The sequence below is a fragment of the Pararobbsia alpina genome (assembly GCF_965118125.1).
GTDB lineage: Bacteria > Pseudomonadota > Gammaproteobacteria > Burkholderiales > Burkholderiaceae > Pararobbsia > Pararobbsia alpina_A.
Genome location: NZ_OZ221289.1, coordinates 399,771 through 418,844, shown reverse-complemented (window position 1 = coordinate 418,844; position 19,074 = coordinate 399,771). Strand labels below are relative to the sequence as shown.

17 protein-coding genes and 5 pseudogenes are annotated in these 19,074 nt (G+C 59.0%); 14 read left to right on the top strand and 8 right to left on the bottom strand.

Translation table 11 applies throughout. The features are described from left to right. Positions 1-282: 282 nt before the first annotated feature. A complete protein-coding gene (locus tag ACMFWR_RS32775) occupies positions 283-1,020 on the bottom strand; it encodes a hypothetical protein (RefSeq protein WP_413197550.1) in 738 nt (245 codons plus the stop codon). A 173-nt stretch (positions 1,021-1,193) separates the two neighbouring features. Then, positions 1,194-1,343, bottom strand: a pseudogene (locus ACMFWR_RS32770) (IS3 family transposase); the annotation flags it as partial. A 22-nt stretch (positions 1,344-1,365) separates the two neighbouring features. Here ACMFWR_RS32770 and ACMFWR_RS32765 point away from each other — a divergent pair. Then, positions 1,366-1,707: pseudogene (locus tag ACMFWR_RS32765) on the top strand (IS21 family transposase); the annotation flags it as partial. Between the two features lie 338 nt (positions 1,708-2,045). Further along, a complete protein-coding gene (locus ACMFWR_RS32760) occupies positions 2,046-2,615 on the top strand; it encodes an Hsp20/alpha crystallin family protein (RefSeq protein ID WP_413197549.1) in 570 nt (189 codons plus the stop codon). Between the two features lie 1,022 nt (positions 2,616-3,637). Here ACMFWR_RS32760 and groL read toward each other — a convergent pair. The 3 genes and pseudogenes from groL to ACMFWR_RS32745 all read right to left on the bottom strand — a co-directional run bounded on the left by groL (position 3,638) and on the right by ACMFWR_RS32745 (position 6,438). Further along, positions 3,638-5,260: a chaperonin GroEL gene (groL, locus tag ACMFWR_RS32755; RefSeq protein WP_413197548.1), complete on the bottom strand. Its 1,623-nt coding sequence runs from the start codon at positions 5,258-5,260 to the stop codon at positions 3,638-3,640. Between the two features lie 77 nt (positions 5,261-5,337). Next, positions 5,338-5,655: a co-chaperone GroES gene (locus tag ACMFWR_RS32750; protein ID WP_413197547.1), complete on the bottom strand. Its 318-nt coding sequence runs from the start codon at positions 5,653-5,655 to the stop codon at positions 5,338-5,340. A 131-nt stretch (positions 5,656-5,786) separates the two neighbouring features. Next, positions 5,787-6,438 (bottom strand): annotated as a pseudogene (locus ACMFWR_RS32745) (diguanylate cyclase). A 367-nt stretch (positions 6,439-6,805) separates the two neighbouring features. Here ACMFWR_RS32745 and ACMFWR_RS32740 point away from each other — a divergent pair. The 6 genes from ACMFWR_RS32740 to ACMFWR_RS32715 all read left to right on the top strand — a co-directional run bounded on the left by ACMFWR_RS32740 (position 6,806) and on the right by ACMFWR_RS32715 (position 11,271). Continuing rightward, positions 6,806-7,048 (top strand): hypothetical protein, encoded by a 243-nt coding sequence (locus ACMFWR_RS32740; protein ID WP_413197546.1) that lies wholly within the window; start codon positions 6,806-6,808, stop codon positions 7,046-7,048. A 931-nt stretch (positions 7,049-7,979) separates the two neighbouring features. Then, positions 7,980-8,255, top strand: coding sequence for a hypothetical protein (locus tag ACMFWR_RS32735; RefSeq protein ID WP_413197545.1), 276 nt, complete (start codon positions 7,980-7,982; stop codon positions 8,253-8,255). A gap of 711 nt (positions 8,256-8,966) precedes the next feature. Beyond that, entirely contained in the window at positions 8,967-9,407 is a 441-nt protein-coding gene (locus ACMFWR_RS32730) for an Hsp20/alpha crystallin family protein (protein ID WP_413197544.1), read from the top strand. Positions 9,408-9,416: 9 nt separating this feature from the next. After that, on the top strand, positions 9,417-9,830 hold the full coding sequence (locus ACMFWR_RS32725; protein WP_413197543.1) for an Hsp20/alpha crystallin family protein: 414 nt from the start codon (positions 9,417-9,419) through the stop codon (positions 9,828-9,830). Between the two features lie 431 nt (positions 9,831-10,261). Next, positions 10,262-10,555 (top strand): H-NS family nucleoid-associated regulatory protein, encoded by a 294-nt coding sequence (locus ACMFWR_RS32720; protein ID WP_413197542.1) that lies wholly within the window; start codon positions 10,262-10,264, stop codon positions 10,553-10,555. Positions 10,556-11,016: 461 nt separating this feature from the next. Continuing rightward, positions 11,017-11,271 (top strand): hypothetical protein, encoded by a 255-nt coding sequence (locus ACMFWR_RS32715; RefSeq protein ID WP_413197541.1) that lies wholly within the window; start codon positions 11,017-11,019, stop codon positions 11,269-11,271. Between the two features lie 703 nt (positions 11,272-11,974). Here ACMFWR_RS32715 and ACMFWR_RS32710 read toward each other — a convergent pair. Then, complete coding sequence (locus ACMFWR_RS32710; protein ID WP_413197778.1) at positions 11,975-12,214, bottom strand: hypothetical protein; 240 nt, start codon at positions 12,212-12,214, stop codon at positions 11,975-11,977. A gap of 154 nt (positions 12,215-12,368) precedes the next feature. Beyond that, positions 12,369-13,862 carry an MDR family MFS transporter gene (locus ACMFWR_RS32705; RefSeq protein WP_413197540.1) on the bottom strand — a complete coding sequence of 498 codons (1,494 nt, stop codon included), beginning with the start codon at positions 13,860-13,862 and terminating at the stop codon, positions 12,369-12,371. 430 nt (positions 13,863-14,292) lie between these two features. Here ACMFWR_RS32705 and ACMFWR_RS32700 point away from each other — a divergent pair. From ACMFWR_RS32700 to ACMFWR_RS32685, 4 genes and pseudogenes are all read left to right on the top strand, one after another. Next, a pseudogene (locus ACMFWR_RS32700) lies at positions 14,293-14,689 on the top strand (helix-turn-helix domain-containing protein); the annotation flags it as partial. Further along, a pseudogene (locus ACMFWR_RS32695) lies at positions 14,688-14,869 on the top strand (NADP oxidoreductase coenzyme); the annotation flags it as partial. The pseudogenes ACMFWR_RS32700 and ACMFWR_RS32695, both read left to right, overlap by 2 nt. Further along, positions 14,846-15,052, top strand: coding sequence for a hypothetical protein (locus ACMFWR_RS32690; RefSeq protein WP_413197777.1), 207 nt, complete (start codon positions 14,846-14,848; stop codon positions 15,050-15,052). The pseudogene ACMFWR_RS32695 and the gene ACMFWR_RS32690, both read left to right, overlap by 24 nt. 57 nt (positions 15,053-15,109) lie before the next feature. Beyond that, a complete protein-coding gene (locus ACMFWR_RS32685; RefSeq protein WP_413197539.1) occupies positions 15,110-15,958 on the top strand; it encodes a pirin family protein in 849 nt (282 codons plus the stop codon). A gap of 90 nt (positions 15,959-16,048) precedes the next feature. Here the strand turns inward: ACMFWR_RS32685 and ACMFWR_RS32680 are convergent, their stop codons facing one another. After that, positions 16,049-16,942 (bottom strand): LysR family transcriptional regulator, encoded by an 894-nt coding sequence (locus ACMFWR_RS32680; protein WP_413197538.1) that lies wholly within the window; start codon positions 16,940-16,942, stop codon positions 16,049-16,051. A 155-nt stretch (positions 16,943-17,097) separates the two neighbouring features. Between ACMFWR_RS32680 and ACMFWR_RS32675 the strand changes: the two genes are divergently transcribed. After that, positions 17,098-17,652: a hypothetical protein gene (locus tag ACMFWR_RS32675; protein WP_413197537.1), complete on the top strand. Its 555-nt coding sequence runs from the start codon at positions 17,098-17,100 to the stop codon at positions 17,650-17,652. 944 nt (positions 17,653-18,596) lie between these two features. Next, complete coding sequence (locus tag ACMFWR_RS32670) at positions 18,597-18,935, top strand: hypothetical protein (RefSeq protein ID WP_413197536.1); 339 nt, start codon at positions 18,597-18,599, stop codon at positions 18,933-18,935. Positions 18,936-19,074: the final 139 nt, after the last annotated feature.

Sequence of the window (19,074 nt, the reverse complement as noted above, 5' to 3'; positions counted from 1 at the left end):
ACGAGGCTTGCTCGTATGCGAGGGCGTACCACGTAGGCCGCCATATGAGGTGCTCGTGGCAACGAACAAATGGGTGCCTGCGGTCGAATGGTTATACTGATGGGAATCAGAAAGCGCACAGCGGCGCGATTGTCTTCGTCGACAAAGGGGTCGGAAACTCTGGATCTAATCGGCAAGCATGACGCCGCCGTTCGACTCCGAAAAATCTGCGGCTCGACAAGGTCGAAGACTATGCGGCCCACAACGCCGTGCTGAACGTCCGGCCCCGGCCTTCGGATCCAATCACCACGGTCCCGGCCTAACTCGTTCAAAATATTGACTAACGCTAGCGATTCCATCTGCAAGGTCGTTATCGCCGAACGCCCTTGCGGCGACGATAAAACTAACGATCACGCGCTCAAAGTAGTCCCAAAGATCGTCGTAAAGCCTCCGCAACGGCTGGAAAGCAAGCAGCCCATTCATCTGAAACTCCGGCGGATCACCGCCATACATCTCCATAATGAAAGGGGACGTCTCCTGCATGCCGTTAGACGCGATCTGGCGGGTTGTCGTCGTCGCTGCCTTTATCGCGTTGGGACTGATCGTTTCGGCCAAGTAGTCTAGGACGTCTTTTCGCGAAATTAAGGGCCGTCCTTTGCGCTCCGTATAAGTTCGAAGTTCATCTTCCCCATCCGCGAAATAAAAAGCGTACAGGTATTTCTTATGGACGACCGTTATCCCTTGAAGTATGCCGAACGCAAGAAAGAAGACGTCCTCTTGAGATTCAACTATGAGCCGAGCAATGGCCGCCTGCTCAAGAGCAAGACCGTGGGCGTGAAGCACCCGACTCGCGCGCGACAGACTCACCAGACGCGCAAGCTTCTGAATGATAGCCTGCGTCATTCCTTCCTCGGCGTATCGATACGCGTACCCCATTGAGGCGCAAGCGACAGGTTTGGGCGGAGCAATGCTCGACTCAAGGCGATGAACAGTGTGCTCCATCAAACCTAGCAAGTAGTCGTACAACTTTTCTCGATCCATGATTTCTCGGCGATCTCACTGGTAAGCGGTACGCAACGATCCAAGCCGCACCATCTGCGGGGATTCCGCGAGCCCGCAGCCCCTTGTTCGCGGTCAATTCGCAGCGTCGCTTGGTCGCGCTCCTGCCCTTGTTCGCCGCTAGCGACACTAGAAGGCACCGGCGTCTCATGATCTTACCCACGTTCCGTGGACACTTTCACTTGAGCAACGGTTAATGTTTCGAAGGGTAGCGGCGCTTCGTAGCCAATCGTCGAATGACGCCGCTGGCGGTTATAGAACAACTCCATGTACTCGGACAGACTTGCACGCGTCTGCTCACGAGTTTTGTTCAAGAATCTACGCTAGCAAGAGGACTTCACGGCGCGCTATGCGGCGCTGCTTGAACGCCACGGCATGGTCGGCACGCGCAACAACCGTAGTCAGGCATACGAGAACGGCACCGTCGAGTCGTCGCACCGTCATTTGAAGGACGCGGCCGATCAGGCGTTGATGCTGCGCTGCCATCGTGACTTCGCAGAGCGCAGCGCCTATGACGAGTTTATTCGCGAGGTCGTCATGCGTTGCAATCGACGGCACGCCTCGCAAGCGACGGCACGTGTTGCGCGTCGCAGCAAATTTGCCGTGCGCGGCATTGTCTACAGCGCACCGTCAAGTCTGATCGGTCATCGACTCAAGGTTCGCGTCTACGCTGTAGTCCCCTTGAAATCCTCGCCGGTGAAGCCATCTTAGGATTCGCCCAGGCACGCGAGTCTCATTGTTTGTTGCGCCGCGCTGCGGCACGAAAAGCGGGACGCACACATCGCCTAGCGCATTCCATCGTTGGCGGCGGACAGAGTCATGACCGGACGTTCGCGTCGCAGGTGCGACGCACAGCGCCGCTCCGGTCAGAAGGTCTGGAAGGGGAACTTTACCGTCCGCGGAAACGGGCCTCAGCGCAGGTCCTAGGTGTGGAAAATGGAAGGGCGACGGCTGCGGCGCCAAGAGAGAAGCGGGGTTTTGCAGCACAGGTTCCAAAGGAGGAAGCGATGAAACCCGATCCAAAGAAGTGGAATCCCTTCAAGTTCCTTCGCGGCGACGAGCACAGATTCGAAGCGGACGGCTCGGAGCCGCAGGCAACGAGCGAAAGGGAACAATGGCGAGCCGCCTTGCCCGATATTGCGCGATTGTTCGCACGGGAACCATGGCGCGCGGTGGAAGAGTTTTTTCACGACCCGTTTGCGGGTCGTAGCGCGCTCGAACGATGGTTCGGTGACTTCAGTTCATCACGCTTTCAGCCCCGCATCGACGTCGTTGATGAGGGACCGGTGCTTCGCGTGACCGCAGAGTTGCCCGGAATGGAACGCGAAGACGTCAAGGTGAGCGTCGAGGACGGCGCGCTCGTATTGCGTGGTGAAAAAAAGCAGGACGTACACGGTGAGGAAAACGGCTGCTACCGGCTTGAGCGCGCTCACGGACGTTTTGTGCGAACGATCCCGATGCCAGAGTACGCGGATCCCGGTCGCGCTCTGGCTAAGTTCGACAACGGGGTACTCACGTTGACCGTGCCAAAAACGGAGCCGGTGCCGTCCATGAGTCGCACGATCGACATTCGTTAGAGTAGGCGGCCCTAGCGCTACGACGGGGGCGAGGAATGTTTCAGGCCGAAACCTCAGCTGGTCGGGGCACCGACTCTTGTTTGCTTTGGTCCCCGGTTCGACTTCGGTGGGGCGCACGGTGACGCACGCATCGTGCGCCGGATTGCAAGCGTATCGTCAACTGCGGTTGAATGCTGCTGCGGGCGCGCGAGGCGAGTAGCAAGGCGGCGCTTGCAGACTTGGAACCGACGATGGAGCGCGATACCCACCGGCGGCGGGACGGACGGGACTGAACGTGCGATGCCGTATCGAGGCATGTCATTTGGGCTGGCTTCACACGGCCGCATCGGGGTTCCAGCTGCCTCACTCCACGCAGTCGCGCTCGCGCGTTACTATGAAAATGGCTGGGAAGCCGGCAACGACGACCATCAAAGACGAACTTCATCGCCGTGCCTTGGGCCTTCTCGCTGTCGACGGCGGTCAAGCGTCGTGCAGCGCGAGACGGCTAAACAATTCACTACAGTCGAGCACGCGCCAATCGGGAACTGCAAGAACGCAAGATAATCTGGACCGAGCACGCTGGTGCGAAGTCTGGCAGACGTGTGCGCGGGTGGAAGCGAATTGTTGGGATTCTTATTGAAGCTGTCGACGACAGGTTTTACCGTCAGAGAGACTTGGTCGTCTGCCGTCGAATGACGCGTCGAGAGCGACGGATTATCGAAATCCAAGCCGAGCCGGGCCGACGCAAGGCGCGTCTGCGCAGGTGTTGTTTGTAGACGGTCTAGGCTGTGCCGCTCTTGCGGCAACAGCTGGCCGGTCATCTTAGTTCCACGCACTCGCGCACAAGATTGGCCGAGTCGGTAAGCGTCTCTTCGACGGCTATACCAGTCGCGAACTCCAGGCGCTCCGCGTCAATGGGGAGTTTCTGAGGTAAGTCCGTCGCTGCGCAAAAAGCGGCGCCGCATCGCGAACATCGCGAGCGGCGCCGAACGGACTACACCGACCTCGAGCCTCGGTCTGTGCATACCGGAATCGCTGATCAATCAGTACTCAAACTCCGGTTCGGGAGCTTGCGCTGGCTTTTCATCCTTCGGTGCTTCGGCGACCGTTGCGTCCGTTGTCAGAATGAGTCCCGCGATCGATGCCGCATTTTGTAGCGCTGTGCGTGTGACTTTGGTGGGATCTACTACGCCTGCCTCAACCAGATCGCCGTACTCGCCCGTGGCCGCGTTATAGCCGAAGTTGCCCACGCCTTCGAGCACCTTTGCGATGACTACCGACGGTTCATCTCCAGCGTTGGCGGCGATTACGCGCAGTGGAGCTTCGAGTGCACGCCGCACGATCTGCATGCCTGCGTCCTGATCGCTGTTGGCACCTTGGAGGTTCATCACGGCCGAGCGCGCGCGCAACAGCGCCACACCGCCTCCCGGCACGATGCCTTCCTCCACCGCCGCGCGCGTGGCGTGCAGCGCATCGTCGACGCGATCCTTCTTCTCCTTCATTTCGACCTCGGTTGCCGCACCCACCTTGATGACAGCCACGCCGCCGGCAAGCTTGGCCACGCGCTCCTGCAGTTTCTCGCGATCGTAGTCGCTCGAGGTCTCTTCGATTTGCGAGCGGATCGACTTCACGCGAGCTTCGATGCGCTGAGCGTCGCCCGCACCATCGATGATAATGGTGTCGTCTTTGCGCACCTCCACGCGCTTCGCTTGCCCGAGATCCTCAAGCGTTGCCTTCGGCAGTTGCAAGCCCGTCTCTTCCGAGATGACCGTAGCACCCGTGAGGATCGCGATGTCTTCAAGCATGGCCTTGCGTCGATCGCCAAAGCCGGGAGCCTTGACAGCGGCAACTTTGAGAATACCCCGCATCGAGTTGACCACCAGCGTGGCCAGTGCCTCGCCATCGACGTCTTCCGCAACAATCAGCAACGGCTTGCCGGCCTTTGAAGTTGCCTCGAGCACTGGCAGCAGATCCCGGATATTCGAGATCTTCTTGTCGTGCAGGAGGATCAATGCGTCATCGAGGTACGCCGCCTGCTTGTTCGGATCGTTGATGAAGTACGGGCTAATGTAGCCGCGGTCGAACTGCATGCCCTCGACCACATCCAACTCGTTGTCGAGTGACTTGCCATCCTCGACCGTGATCACGCCCTCCTTGCCGACTTTCTCCATGGCCTCGGCAATGATCTTGCCGATCGCCTCGTCGGAGTTCGCCGAGATGGATCCGACCTGAGCAATTTCGCGATTGGTGGAAATCGGCTTTGAGAGCGAGCGTAGCTCCTCCAGCAAGGCGGCCACGGCTTTATCGATACCTCGCTTCAAATCCATCGGATTCATGCCCGCGGCGACGTGCTTCATGCCTTCCTGAACAATCGCCTGCGCGAGCACCGTCGCCGTGGTCGTTCCATCACCGGCTACGTCCGCTGTCTTGGACGCGACCTGCTTGACGATCTGCGCGCCCATGTTTTCGAAGCGGTCCTTCAACTCGATTTCTTTCGCTACGGACACGCCATCCTTTGTGATGGTCGGCGCGCCGAAGCTGCGCTCGATGAGGACGTTGCGGCCTTTGGGGCCGAGGGTGACCTTTACGGCATCGGCCAGAACGTTCACGCCGTTCACGATACGAGCGCGTGCGCTTTCGTGGAATTTGACGTCTTTGGCACTCATGTTTTTTGCTCCAGGTAAAGTCGTGGACTCAACGCGTCGCGAATGACCGCTCGGGTGTTCGCAACCGCGATGTAATCTCAGGCGGCCTTGCGCACGGCATTCGCGCCCGGCTCCAGGACGCCCATGACGTCCTCCTCGCGCATGACGAGCAGTTCCTCGCCATCGACCTTCACGCTCTGGCCGGCGTGTTTGCCGAAGAGCACCTGATCACCGACTTTTAGCTGTAGCTCGCGCAGCGTTCCATCATGAAGCAGGCGGCCGCTGCCGACCGCTACGATCTCGCCTTGTTCGGGCTTTTCAGCCGCCGAATCCGGAATCACGATACCCGAGGCTGTCGTCCGCTGCGTCTCGATTCGCTTGACGATAACCCGGTCGTAGAGGGGACGAATCTGCATTTCCATCTCCTGAGCGATTAAAGGATCACCAATGAAGGGAATCCGGCTGCGTATAACGGGGGCTTGGAAAGCCTCTGTGCAGCCGAGCCATTGCCTGGCGAAACACGAGATAGAGATGACGTTGGCGAGAATCAAGGAGGCGAGGAAACCGACTTTGTAACAAATCGTTTCAGCACGTAAGCAGAATGTTCGTCGCCAAGGCGATAAACCGTGCGACCACGTCCGCTGGGTCGGCGGGGGGCAGGCAGTACCGGACACGGCGGGTGACGTCCACCGTCTGCGTTCAAGGTATCGTCCTGCTCATTTTGTGCTTCCCAAAGGCCGCCTTTAACTGGACGAAATAGCCACCGCAGATAGCCGATGCGCGCAGCAAGTCGCATCGCTCCAACGCGATCGGTAGTGTTGTCTAAAAGCCGCGTATCGCGGATTCCGTCCTCTTCGTAGTCGCCGAACGCTTGCCTGCAAGCGAGCGACTCGGCCGCACTCGCTTCCATCACGCTGCAGCCTCGCTGCTCAACGCGCTCGACCTCCCAAGCGCCCGATTGCCACGCTGCATCCAGCAACATGGCATCTACAGACTGAAGCTGTGCCAGGGTGTATCGAGCTGAACTGCCGAGCCTGGAACCGGTCGTGGCGGGATCTCAACGCCGGGAAGGAGAAGCCGTGCCGATGGAGTATCGCGAAAAGTGGCGTATTCACTTGTGCTGCCGCCGTGACAGTCACAGCAACGAGCGGCAGACGCACGCCGTCGATTTGCCCTCGAAGCCTATCGAAAAGGTCCATAAAGCGTCCCTGTAAAAATGTTGCTGGGCCTCTTGAACTTTCCCTTCCGTCCGTTATTTAAAGCATTGCGCAGCCGACGCGACAGACGCTCCGTGTTTCGCTACGCTTGGCCACGGCTCTTCAAGAGAGCGAGCGGCTCAGAGCGTTCGGTCCGTGTCGTGCTGTGTAATCGATTTCAGGGATGTGGTCAGGCGCGTTCGTCTCTTTCCGATTGGCACGAGACTTGCGCGCCTGCAACGCATCGCTTACGCCACCGCAGGCAACTTGAACGAGCGGGTCGCGGCAAGGCACCTTCTACACCTAAAAGCCATACGCGGACCGGTACGTGCAAGCTCATCTTGAACAGTCATTTCAGAACGAGGAAAATATGCCGACGAACAAAGTCATTGACTTCCGCGGCTGCGAAGTTCGGCCAGTGATATCCGACCGTGGAAACGGTCGCTATGCAGCCACAGCCGTCATCATCGACCGCGCCGGGGAAACACGCACGCTCGGTCTTGATCGAGATTTTGCGGACTCTGAGGACGCGAGCGATGAGGCGTTGGAGGTTGCCTTCGCCTGGATCCAGCACCGTTCGGTTATTTCCGAACGATATATTCGACGCGGCTAAGCTTGAATTTTCAGTCGCCCTGTGAACGCAGGGCGAACGACTGCGGACTAGAGGGCAAGCCGAAGCCGGAACGCCGTGCTTCTGAACGGTTTTGCTGCGGGCCTTCAAAAGACGGAGAAAGGCAGGCAATGCGGCCATCGATTCAGATGAAGATGCACTGTATAAAAGCGTGCGTCCAACGCACCTCATCGCCCGCCTGTAAGTGCATTGTCGGACTGTCAGCATCGACGTCGGATTTTTTGCACGCAACATGGGCGCTCGACGCAACTGAGCCGAGCGCAAGCTTTGGCCGTGCCCCATTATTACGGCCCAGCTCGAACAGAGCGCCGTGCTGCTTAGGCCGACGGGCCAGTACCGCGAGCCGTGCGTCCGATCGTAGAACAATAGCTGCGTTGCCGGCGGCGGCTGACCGCGGACCTTAACCTTATCGCGTCCGCGCGCACACCGTAAAGACAGTCATGTTAAATCGAAGCGGGTACGGACTCCCGCGAGCAGTGCGGCTCGGCCAGCACGCACAGCGTGGCCACGTTTATCGAAACGCGCCAGGGCTCGCGTCCGTATAAATATACAGTGCGCACATGCGTGCCGCGCGCACCCTCTTGCGTTCGCTTTGGACATCTGAACGTTTTAATGAGTTGCCAATTCGGCGCGTTCAAGTCCACGGAGGATGGCGAGCCCCACGTGCCCACAACTTCTGCCTGAATGGCTGCGAGCAGGCGCGAATTGTGCGACGCAATTGGCCTCAAATAGAAGACTCCCGTGCGCCGACAAGGTTGCTGTTGGGAGGGCAACGATTGACCCAAGCCCAATCGCGGTTTGGCGAACCTATCGTCCGACATAAAGTATCGACGAGACAGGGCTAACAGGAATGGTGCATCGCCGCATGAATCGGTATCCTACCCGCTAGGCGAAGTTTTCTCGGGACCGAATTATGGTGCACGATTCCGATATCGCGGCCACTTTAATGAACCGGTGGGACATGGCAGGTGATGCGCGAGAGACAACCTTTGAACTGTTGAGGGAGGGGAAATTGCAATTTGCGTCCGAGCGGGCGGTATTTGCCGTTGACAACGCACCGCTCGGACGAACGGTCGAATTTGAGTGCCTGATGTTTGAAGATGGCTCGCGCGCAGTTCGGCTCGTCAATTGCGACACCGCACGTGCTTTGACGCCGTGGTCTAGCGTCGCGCCTGCCATTTTTCGATAGAGCGAGAAGCAATGGCCCTACAAGCCGAGGGACCTATGTGAGCCCTCACACTGACTCACATCTTCTCTCGGGCTGAGGGGGGCCTATTCTCAGCGTATGGGATGGAACGTGGCTACCTGTCGTACACGCCTGCTTTCGAAGCGGCATGCGAGAAGTTGGGTGCGGCCGGCCGAGAACCTGAATAAATGCTCTTGACGTTTGAGTTGAACCTACTGCGCATCATGCAGATAGTCGACGGAAAGCGCGCCGACTGACGGTCAGCGCGTGTTCTCGATGCTGAAGATTTCGTCTGACATGCGCTTAGTGGTCAGCATCGCCAAACCGCGCCTCTGCCGCATCACCGAGGCGGAGTGGCGGGGGCGCTTTGTGACCGAAGCTAGCTTGCGCGGCGACAGACGAGCACGCTGCGCTAATACCCGATGAGAGATGCGGTTAGCCGCGGCTCCGTGTTGTTGCCCTGATGTGGCCACATCCATGCCGTCGGCTCCGATCATCGTGCATCGGAGCCTCGAGCCGAGTAGAACGCGGTGGTGACAAAGTCAAACAATCTGCGATTGAGCCCTTGAAAGGAGTTGGAGAGGCCCTATCTTCCGTGCGAAAGGGCAGCCGCTTAGACTTGCGCGCTGCGTGTTTCAACTTGATTGTCCGCGGCATGGGGCAGCTGAGCTGATGCGCGTACGCTGCTTCCTCTGTCGTGAGAGGAGAGCGAAAATGAGTGATGCGTTCATTGCATCCGACCTCTTTGGCGAACTGGACCGCCTGCAGCGCCAAATGTCGAATCTGTTTGGTGGGTTCCCGGCCAGCCTTCGTTCGACGCGTGTCGGGCTATTCCCGCAAATCAACGTTGGGTCCACCGACGATTCGATAGAAATCGTCGCGTTCGCCCCAGGCCTCGATTTGGGCAAGCTTAATCTGACAGTTGAAAAGGGGCTGCTCACGATTAGTGGTCAACGGGACGTCGAGAGCAACCAGCTCCCCGAGGGAGCTCGACAGTACGCTCAGGAGCGATTCAGCGGCGCCTTTCGCCGCGCAGTTGAGCTCCCGCAGCATGCCGACCCCGAGAAGGTCCAGGCCAGATACGTCGATGGATGTCTGCTGATTTCGGTCGGCAAGCGCGAGACCTCGAAGCCGCGTTCGATTACTGTTCAGTGAGGTGACATCATGAACGATTACGCAAGCACCCAACTCGCAGAACGCCAACCGAAGGGCATAGCACAACAGCAGCCCGCGGACTCGACTCGAAGGCAAACGTTAACGCCGAATGTCGACATCGTTGAAGACCAACATAAGGTCACGCTATGGGCGGACTTGCCCGGTGTCTCGAAGGACAGGCTCAACGTCAAGGTTCACGACGGTAGTCTGACCATTGAGGCCGAGTCCGTGGTGCAGGTGCCGGCAAACCTGCAACTCGCCCATGGTGAAGTGCGAGCGCCACATTTCGCTCGCACCTTTACGGTCAGCGACGACTTCGACACATCCAAGGTCGAAGCATCGTTGAAGGATGGCGTGCTGACTCTTACCATTCCGCGCCGCGAGGAAGCGAAGCCTCGGCGTATTGAAGTCACAGTAGGCTGAGCATAAAAGTCTGCGACGGGCGCCCTGTGTCAACGGACGGGTGCTCGTCCATCCTACGGCATGCGACGCCAGTGTGTCGCACCGATTCCCATAAGGCTCACATACGTCAATTGCGGAACGATCAACGGTTTGGCCAGAGAACTCACTGTTACGAATCGCCTTCACTGGCCTGCTATTTGCCCCCCCAGCGCAGGTACCGATGTCTGGAGCACTCGTTAGCCTACCTAGTGATAAGCGCGAATGAGGCTGCGTCGTCGTCGGTTTCGGCTCGCGCGTCGACAGCCGTCGAGAAAGCTATCGGTAGGGGGAATGGCCGGGCGGGGCATCGCCCGTTCTGCTCGCTAACGCTGCGGCATGGGAGGCGAGGCGACCGTATTTGCTATCGCACATCGTCTCGATATAATTTTAAATCCAAGACGGAGAAAGAATTGATGCCAACGTACAAAGAGCTTCTTGCCCAGAGGGTCGAGCTGAACGCACAAATCGAGCAGACGCGAATTGCTGAACGGGACGACGTCGTAGCCGACATCAAACAAAAGATGGCAGACTACGAGATTGATATTGAAGAGCTTGTCGCGCTAAAGCGTGGTCGTAAGTTTTCTAACAAGAAGGCCGCGGCTGTGCCTAAATATCGCGACCCGACGACCGGGGCCACATGGTCAGGACGCGGAAAGTCGCCTTCGTGGATAAAAGGCGCAACTAACCGCGATGAATTCCTTATCTAACGGCCTGTAGTCAGGTCAACGTGCCACACACGGTCGGGCGGGCACGCCGAATGCAGCACGGGCCGGTGCCCTGATGGAAGTTCGACTGGTTGATGCCTTGTCTCAATTAGTGTTCGGAAGACTTCGAGCGAGATTAATATGCAGGCGCATCGACCTGTTCCTTCGCGTGAGCAAGCGGAAGGGCGCCACGTAGAGGTGAAGTCCTCGAGATCATCGTCGAGCGTGGACTCTTTGAGCAAATTACGTCGCGCGCTTTCAATAGGGCGCCTGTTCCGACTCGCCCTGAGAACGACCGCCCGCCCCGCGTTTCATGGGACGTTGCGAATGCCGGTATCGGCACGCTCGTGCAGGGGGGTGTGCCCTGCGCGTGGCAGACGTAACAGCCGTAGTGATTTTAAACGCGTGGGGGCTCGACGAGGTCTTATCGTGGTCAAGCGGTGAGTTCCGCCGCATAGGCCTGCATGGAGAAGATCGCGTGGACTTTGCTGGAGGTCGGTATGCAAAAGGAAGAATATAAAGGCTATGTACTTTGGGGGCACGCAATGGCTAGGCGTGCGGCAGTCGAAGCGGGCAACTTTTGGGCGGCGAGCGGTACGGTCACAAAAGACCGCGAGCTGGTGGGCGCTTCCGGCGTACTCGAGGTTTTCGAAGAGGAGTTTGCTGCCGAGGAAGCGGGTATTGCTTGGGCACGGGAGTGGGTAGACAAGCACGGATAACTGCGTCCGCACGGACAAAGTCATTTGCCTGGTAGGACGGACCCGTGATGTTCGGAGTGTACGACACGCAATCTAATTCCGTGTCTTTAGCACATGCACGTCGCCCAGAGCAATTCGAGGCGTTGCAAAATGCCTGCGCCTTCGTTAGCTAGCGGAACACAAGCGGTCACGGCACGGCCTTAGTCGCGTTGTCGTATTACGACTAAATCGCCGAAACCGGTTACTCGACTATTTGAGGCGTCCAAAAGAGAGTCCTGGGCCGATCGACAGGGTCGGATTGAGCCGACCCCGTGGGCCCGAGTGCGCCGCTTTCCGCCGTTCACTTTGTTTGGTGCGGCTCGCCGATTACGCGATTAACCGCGTCGACGAATTGACGCCGTGGGTTGCGGCCGACCAGCTTCGAGCAAAAGACTGCGTGTCAGCGTGTGTCGTCAAGGCGGTCATCGCGACGCGCTTACGATCGCGTGCGCTAACTTCCGTGATCTTGTCGCTCAGCACATAACCTTCGGAGAGACCTTCGGAAAAAACGGGGTCGGCCATCATGAAGAGCTCGTCCAAGTGTATGCTTTTGAGCAAAATCGAACGCCCTGGTCCACAAGCGACGTCAACGGCATCCGCGGCTGAGGCGCGGGCGAAAATCGTCTATGAACGGCTGATCAATGTCACCGACGACCCCGGTATACAGCATGGTGTTGATGCGCACTCAATCCTGGCCCAGGGGATGCACGTCAACAAGCTTGAGCGTTTCGATGTCCGCGTCTGACAGTCTGCTTCGGATGACCGCTGCGTCGATGGCGAATGCGGCCTGACGTCCGCCAAGACTGTGGGTGCCGATCGTCGCAAATGCATTTGAAACCTTACCGACGCTTTTCTTGATCTTCGCGAACACGTCCGCGGTTGCGCCAGTTGCGTTTTCAAACGTGGCGGTAGTAAGACGCGTCATGCCAACTCCTTCGATGTTTCGGATTAGCAGCGTACAGATCGCGTAGTGCCTTGGCGACTACACGAAGAACGTCAAGATCGTGCGTGCTGAAACCGTTGCGCTGAATGCTCAATCGGTCCCCGCGCCTCATGTGTAAGTGGCAACGAGCGCTTTCTCAACGCGAAGGCGCTTCATGCTTTCTGCTCTGAGCAACTTTAGGCACGAGAACCGCAAAAACGACGATGGCCAACGCGACGATAAAGAGTCCAACGAACGTCAGATGAACGGACTGGTGCAATGCCAGACGAACGGCGGCAAAGCTGTCCGTACTGCCGGGCACTGACTCGATCACCTTACGCAGTTGATCGGAAGTGACCACGCCCAGCCTCTTTGAATGAGCCAGTTCGTAGTTGAGCACCGCCCCGAAGACGGCCGCGCCAAGCGTGCTTCCAAGATTGCGCGAGAATAGGTTTGACGCAGTAGCGCTGCCGCGTTGCGACGTGTCGACCTGCTCCTGAATTAAGACGAGTGAAGAGACGCTGAGCGCGCCCATTCCGAAGCCCATGACCAGCGATCCGATACCGGCCAGAAGCGGTGTGCTATGAGGGGTCAACGAGACGACGACCATCGCCCCCACCGGGATCACCGCGCCTCCACCGATCAGCAGCCTGCGCAGGCTGAGCCGGTGAAAAGAGCGGGCGGTAAGCGTCGCGCCCAGCGGCCACCCCACCATCACCATGGTTAGTGCAAAGCCTGCGACCACCGGCGTACGGTGCAGCACACCCTGAACATACATCGGCAGGAAAGTCGTCAGCCCCATCAAGGCCATTCCCGAAAAAACGGTCGCGAGGTTAGTCATCGCGATGGGCCTGTGCCCCCACAGGCTAAACGAGATCATCGGGTCCGGGCTTCGCCGTTCCTGCCAGACAAACAGCGCCGTGCTTGCGACGAACACGCTGCCGCTGAGCATGGCGTGCGTGTAGTCTGCTGTGCTCAGGCTCGTCAACGCGATCATGAGCGAGGCGATGGCGGCGGTGAACAAAACCGCGCCCCCGATATCGATCGACGGCCGAGCGACTCTTTCCTTTTCATGTAGGAATAGGACAAATCCTGCGGCTGAAATCAATCCGATGGGGATGTTGAGCCAGAAGATCCACGCCCACGAGAGGTCCCGGACGATAAAACCGCCGATCATTGGTCCGAGAACCGCCGCCGTCGCCCACACGCTGGCCAGGTATCCTTGGACCTTGCCACGCTCTTTCGCTGGATAGAGGTCGCCTACGATGGTCAGCGTGACCGGTTGTATCGACCCGGCCCCGATACCCTGAATAAGTCTGAAGACGATCATCGCAGGCATCGACCAAGCGAAGCCGGCCAGCACCGATCCGACTAGAAAAATGGCAATGCCGGCCAACATGATGCGCTTACGGCCAAAGATATCCGCGAGCTTGCCAAAGACCACCGTCATGGCGGTCTGCGTCAGCAAGAACGACGAGAAAACCCAACTGTACAAATGCAGCCCGCCGAGCTTCGTCACGATCTGCGGCATCGCGGTCGAGACGATTGTCGCTTCAATGGCGACCATCGCCAGCGAGCCCATCACGGCTGCGATGACAAGTGGCCTAGATGTCTCCGACTGGGATGACAGGTTGACGAACGTTGTGCTCATGGTATTCCTGCTGAAATGGCAACGGTTCAGGGCAACGATCCACGCGTCACCGAAATCGATAGACTTGGCAAGCCGTCTATCCCAAACAAGAAGGGGGTACACGGATGGCCTGAGGCAAACTGTAAGGCCGTGTTGCCCATTTATCACTGCCCGAAAGAGCCGAAAATCTGCTCAAACGACTCAAGCCGATAGGTATCCGCATTGCTCAACATGGGACGAACTATCGATGCGGAGTGACATGAAGCGGACTACACGCACCGCCTGACGTTTCTCCGCGCGTCATATCGGGGAAACAGCGGACGGGTGCCGATGCCGACAGGCTGACTCAGACGGATCGACTTAAGCCAGTTGCGTCGGACCGGGATCGGCTGCGGATTCAACCGATCGATGCAACACAATAGACGCTGCGTAAGCAGCGGGAACGTTGCAAATGAAACAGAGACCGCGAATCTACTACAGTGAAACGCAGAACGTTGATGTGGGAGCGCTGGCGTAAGGGCGAGTCTCTTCAGCATATTGCTCGACTGTTTGACCGGAATCACTCGTCTGTCGAGGCGATTCTTGCGGAGACCGGCGGAATCCTGCCGGCGCCACCCCACCGATCCCGGTTGGCGCTAACGCTGGCGGAGCGCGAGGAGATATCGCGGGCGCTGATCTGCGATCAGTCTCCAAGATCGATTGCTGAGCAGCTGAACCGAGCCTCGTCCACCATAAGCCGCGAATTCCGGCGCAATGGTGATCGAGAGTGCGATCGGGCGAGCCAAGCCGATCGACAGGCCTGGGATCGCGCGCACCGCCCTCAACGCTGCAAGCTTGTTAAGAACCGCTGCGGTCCTTGGCCAAGATCCGACTATACACGGCGGCAGGCGAGTCGCATTTCTGGCGAGCGACGATGATGGCGCAGCAGTGGAGATTGGTGCGCTTGCGAAAATTTCGGCTTCTCGCCGATCAAACGTGGCGGCCTTTCGGAAGGCGGACTTCTCGTGCAGGCGCGCGGCAATAGCTGGACCGTACTGTTCGTGTCAGGGGACGATCGCGATGCCAAGGCGCTCGTGGTCGAACTTATCGACTCGATTGGCTTGGTCGCGCTCGACCTCGGCTCGCTCTCGGAGGGCGGTTCGATGCAACAGCTTGGCGGCCGTCTCTCCACTGTGGAATTGCACTTCGTGCGCCGGATGGTCCGCCGATAAGACCCGAACGGCGGGCATCATGCGCCTGCCGACTGGTCGCTGTTTTAAGGGATTGAGATGAATACTCCCAAACCGACGTTTGTCCGAGAAGTAGCCCGCATCGACGACCCCGAGTTCCTACCGGGGCAAGCTGCCGGACATAGCGCTCGCCGGTTGATCGACGCACCGGACGCCGCGTTCGCGGACCCTTTCGTCCTGATGGCCGAAGATTGGACGTCCCAAGGGGCGCTCGCGCTTCACCCGCATCGCGGGATCGAGACGGTCACGTACGTCATTGAGGGGGCGATCGAGCACCGCGACAACGCTGGATACAATGGGGTGATCCGTGCCGGCGATGCCCAATGGATGACCGCCGGCCGAGGCATTCAGCATGAGGAAAACCCTCCGGCCGGGACAAATGCTCATACCTTGCAGCTCTGGGTGAATTTGCCAGCGGCGGAGAAGATGTCTATTCCGCGCTATCAGGATTTGGTGGCTTCTGCCTTGCCGGTTTGGAACGAGGGTGGCGTCGAGGTCAGGATCTTTTCCGGCGCCTACGCCGATAGGGTCTCGACCACGCTCAATCACCATCCTGTAACGATGCTCGAGGTGCAGGTCGAAAGCGGTGGCGCGTTTCAGCACTGGTTTGCAGCGACCAACAATGCCTTTGTCTACGTCCTCGAAGGTGCAGTCGAGATCGGGCCCGCCGACGACCCTTTGGAGGCCAGCCAGCTTGGCTGGTTGACGCGATCAAAGGAGCCGGGATCGTCGGGACTTACCATAACGGCGCGTGGCAAAGCCGGCCGCTTTCTTCTTCTCGCCGCACACCCTCTGCGTGAGCCGATCGCGTTTGGCGGTCCCTTTGTTATGAACACGCAGGTGGAAATCCAACAAGCGTTCGCTGACTTTCGAGCCGGCCGATTCTGAACTAGGGCAAGAGGGACTGTTTAAAAGTCGACGCAGTCACTACGGGCCCAGGTTGCCGGGAATCCCGGCCCTGACTGGAGGCGCTGCACATCAGGTACCGGATGCTTCGGTAAGCGCCGCTATGGCAACTTGCAGTCGGGCCGGCAGAGTCGGTGCCGTCGCCCACAGCAAATGGATGTCATGGTGACGAGCGGGGAGATCAGGCAGCAGGCGTATAAGTCGCCCTGTCTTGAGCGCCTCCTCTATTAGCCAGTCGGGAAGCCACGCGACACCCCGCCCCGAAATGGCCGTATCAAGGACGATGCCGAGATCGGCCGCACGAATTCGGGAAGCCGGCTCGATCGACAAGCAGCGCCCGTCCTCACCCGGGAACATCCAGGGCTCAGTCACTCCATCACGGTGATAAACAATCGCGTCGTATCGACCGAGGTCATCGAGTGAACCGGGCATGCCTCGCCGTTCGACAAGGGACGGTGCGGCGCACAGCGCGGTGGCGTGTCGACCGACGACACAGGTCGACAGACCCGCGACGGAACCGGTTGAACCGCTTCTGACAGCCAGGTCGTATCCTTCCTCCACCACGGAGACGCGGCGGTCCCGTAGGTCGAGTTCAAGTGTCAGTTCAGGATGGGCATCTGCGAGGCGCAGCAGCGTCGGCGCGACCTTCAGCCGCCCGTAGAGGACCGGCATCGTCACCTTCAGCACGCCAGCAATGCTTGAACGCCCAGCTTCAAGGAAAGCCGCACCTTCGAGCAACTCGTCTGTTGCCCTGACACACCGCGCAAGGAATGCGCGGCCCTCATCGGTGAGTGTCTGTGAGCGCGTCGTGCGACTGAACAATCGTACGCCGAGCCGCGCTTCGATGCGAGCGATTGCTTTGCCGACCGCGGAGCGTGAGAGGTGCAATTTCCGTCCGGCCGCCGAAAAGCTTCCGGCTTCCGCCGCCGCTACGAACGCCGGGACGTCCTTGAACAGGTCGATCACGTTGTATCTCCGGGGGCTACAGTAAGGGGAAATAGTATCGTTACCGCCATCCGAAGCGCGCGATCTACCATTGGGGCGCAAGGCCATTTCTCTTCCATCCTGATTCCCGTAAGGAGTTCCGCGTGCGTCCACTTAGTTTATTTCTCGGTCTCGCTATGCCGTTGACCATCGCCGGCGTGCTCGTGACTGTTCCAGCTTCCGCGCAGGACAGCGAGCCGCGCGCGACGCGAGAAGCGGCGGCACTGTCCAGTCAGCAAGGGCACTGGGCTGTTGTCGAGACGTTCTGGAGTCGTCCGGGTAGCTTGCCCGTAGTTACCAAAGGGTTGGTCGCCGAAAGGCGCATGGTTGGCAATTTGCTTGAGGAGACTATGCGAAGCGCAGGTAACGGAGAACCTGTGCGTATCGACTATCTGGGCTACGATGCGATCGCGGGGCAGTGGACCTACGTGTCCATCGATACTCGCATTTCGGTCCCGCCCATGTCAGCAACGAGCTTCGAGCGCGACGCGCCCGACCACATCACAGTGCGTTTCGAGCCATTTGCGGCGCCGCCGCTTTCGCCGGGTTGGTCCGGAAGGCTTCTCCGAATGGAGCAGGTTATCGCTCGTGATGGTCCGGACCGTGAGACGAAAGACCAGTACTTCATATTGGCAGACGGATCCAGCGCACGGTGGCTCGCGCATCGCTACGAGTACCAGCGCGAACACTGAAAAGCCACGGAGACGACGCGTGTATCCGAGGATACAGGGTTGGCTTCGCGAAGACCGCTACGATCGGAGAAAGTTGCCTAGGCCGCGATCGCTTTTTGCGAGCCGCCAGGCGGCCCTACGCGTAAATTAGCGGATTCGCATCAGATCGATTGCGTCATGTTTCTTTCGCAGAACGAGGATGCTTGTGTTTCTGCGGGGCGCACTCGAGTTGCCGCTCGTTATCGGAGGGACGATCGCTGGCTTGGAGTACGGTTGCCGGATTTAGGTCTTTGAGGCTAGCCAATTCAGGGACGCGAGCTAGATATTGAAGCTATTGCGACAATTCTTATTACAATCGCCGCTTTTTTGTCCCAAATTGGCACTCGTGAAAAATCGCCTGAGTGCCCCACATCGGGAATCGAGTCTGCGGACACCATCGCGGCCGTCCGAATGTGGACTCCAGCGCGGCGCCGCGTGCCTGGTATTCGAGGCTGGTGTCACGGCAAGCAGTGGAGCGCGACCTGCCCGGTGCGATCGGAGCAGAGCAGTCGGCGAGAGGTGTTCTCGGTGCGGTGCGACGACAGGTCTTGGCGTATGCGCGCAGCCGGCATCGGAATGAGTGGGTTGAAATGCTCACGCTTGCCGATTCAGAACGACGAACTCGCGCCAAGTCGGTGCTGCGAGTGCTCGAACTGCTACCGGGGCTACCGCCTCGCGAGCCACTCATTACGAACTAGGTCGCGCAATGGTTCTTGGCGCGCATCACGCGCGTCCTGGCGGAGCAGGGGATAGAGACGCTTTGCGACCTCTCGGTGCGCCGCCCGCCGCCAGTGGTTGAGGGCCGTACAATGGCTCGGACAGATCAGTGCGCGACAGATCGAGGCGTTCTTTGCAATGCACACAACGAGCGTGCGCGTGCCCTGATTGCGGTAAAGGCGCGAACCCCTATTGCCCCTTGGGAGGTATTGCAAGTCCCAGATGCCGTCGATGGCTCGCTGTCGGACTCGGTGGCGCGGGGTATTGACTCGGGCGGTGTCAATACGGCCGAAGCCGCGATGGCGGACTGTCAGACTCGCGCGAGCCATTGCCAGCTTTATGCGGTCGACACTGCGGTCGTCTGGTCGGGACAGACCGGTGCGCCCGCTCCGACGAAGTTCTCAAAGCTTGAAGACGCGACAGCCGTTCCGTATCTGAGTCTGCTAGGCCGGGTGGGATACCTGACCTTTCTCCGGCTGCAACGGTCTCGAGCATTCGCAATTGCACCGGATGGGGCATGGGGTATACATCCGGCTACGACGCGATGACAAGCGCACTCGTTCGTTGCGGGCAAGGGCACGAGGGGTGCGAACTTTACGCCGTGGACGCTAACGTCGTATGGGCCAGGCCGATCCATGCGCCGGTGGCACGGACAAAATAGCTGCGTCGCAGTGCGCACGTTCAGCG

What these genes read in the sequence shown, in the direction of transcription:
- ACMFWR_RS32775 (WP_413197550.1), bottom strand. Translation starts at nt 1,020, where the DNA reads ATGGATCGAGAAAAGTTGTACGACTACTTGCTAGGTTTGATGGAGCAC.
- ACMFWR_RS32760 (WP_413197549.1), top strand. Translation starts at nt 2,046, where the DNA reads ATGAAACCCGATCCAAAGAAGTGGAATCCCTTCAAGTTCCTTCGCGGC.
- groL (WP_413197548.1), bottom strand. Translation starts at nt 5,260, where the DNA reads ATGAGTGCCAAAGACGTCAAATTCCACGAAAGCGCACGCGCTCGTATC.
- ACMFWR_RS32750 (WP_413197547.1), bottom strand. Translation starts at nt 5,655, where the DNA reads ATGCAGATTCGTCCCCTCTACGACCGGGTTATCGTCAAGCGAATCGAG.
- ACMFWR_RS32740 (WP_413197546.1), top strand. Translation starts at nt 6,806, where the DNA reads ATGCCGACGAACAAAGTCATTGACTTCCGCGGCTGCGAAGTTCGGCCA.
- ACMFWR_RS32735 (WP_413197545.1), top strand. Translation starts at nt 7,980, where the DNA reads ATGGTGCACGATTCCGATATCGCGGCCACTTTAATGAACCGGTGGGAC.
- ACMFWR_RS32730 (WP_413197544.1), top strand. Translation starts at nt 8,967, where the DNA reads ATGAGTGATGCGTTCATTGCATCCGACCTCTTTGGCGAACTGGACCGC.
- ACMFWR_RS32725 (WP_413197543.1), top strand. Translation starts at nt 9,417, where the DNA reads ATGAACGATTACGCAAGCACCCAACTCGCAGAACGCCAACCGAAGGGC.
- ACMFWR_RS32720 (WP_413197542.1), top strand. Translation starts at nt 10,262, where the DNA reads ATGCCAACGTACAAAGAGCTTCTTGCCCAGAGGGTCGAGCTGAACGCA.
- ACMFWR_RS32715 (WP_413197541.1), top strand. Translation starts at nt 11,017, where the DNA reads ATGGAGAAGATCGCGTGGACTTTGCTGGAGGTCGGTATGCAAAAGGAA.
- ACMFWR_RS32710 (WP_413197778.1), bottom strand. Translation starts at nt 12,214, where the DNA reads ATGACGCGTCTTACTACCGCCACGTTTGAAAACGCAACTGGCGCAACC.
- ACMFWR_RS32705 (WP_413197540.1), bottom strand. Translation starts at nt 13,862, where the DNA reads ATGAGCACAACGTTCGTCAACCTGTCATCCCAGTCGGAGACATCTAGG.
- ACMFWR_RS32685 (WP_413197539.1), top strand. Translation starts at nt 15,110, where the DNA reads ATGAATACTCCCAAACCGACGTTTGTCCGAGAAGTAGCCCGCATCGAC.
- ACMFWR_RS32675 (WP_413197537.1), top strand. Translation starts at nt 17,098, where the DNA reads ATGCCGTTGACCATCGCCGGCGTGCTCGTGACTGTTCCAGCTTCCGCG.